Consider the following 285-nt stretch of genomic DNA (forward strand, 5'->3'; position numbering starts at 1 on the left):
TGGTCACCAGCAGCGACCCGCTGCCCCTGCTGGTGGAACGCGAGCGGGCCCTGTACGGCGCCTGGTACGAGTTCTTCCCCCGCTCCGAGGGCACACCCGCCCAGCCGCACGGCACCTTCGACACCGCCGCCCGCCGCCTGCCCGCGATCGCCGCGATGGGCTTCGACGTCGTCTACCTCCCACCGATCCACCCGATCGGGACCACCTTCCGCAAGGGCCCCAACAACACACTCGACGCCGGCCCCGACGACGTCGGCGTCCCCTGGGCGATCGGCTCCCCCGAGG

The 285-nt window shown here is 73.0% G+C and carries 1 pseudogene; it reads left to right on the forward strand.

What is annotated here, in order from left to right:
- Window positions 1–285, forward strand: a pseudogene (locus IF28_RS36815) (alpha-1,4-glucan--maltose-1-phosphate maltosyltransferase); the annotation flags it as partial.

It is taken from the genome of Streptomyces sp. NRRL WC-3626 (assembly GCF_000718785.1).
Taxonomy (GTDB): domain Bacteria; phylum Actinomycetota; class Actinomycetes; order Streptomycetales; family Streptomycetaceae; genus Streptomyces; species Streptomyces edwardsiae.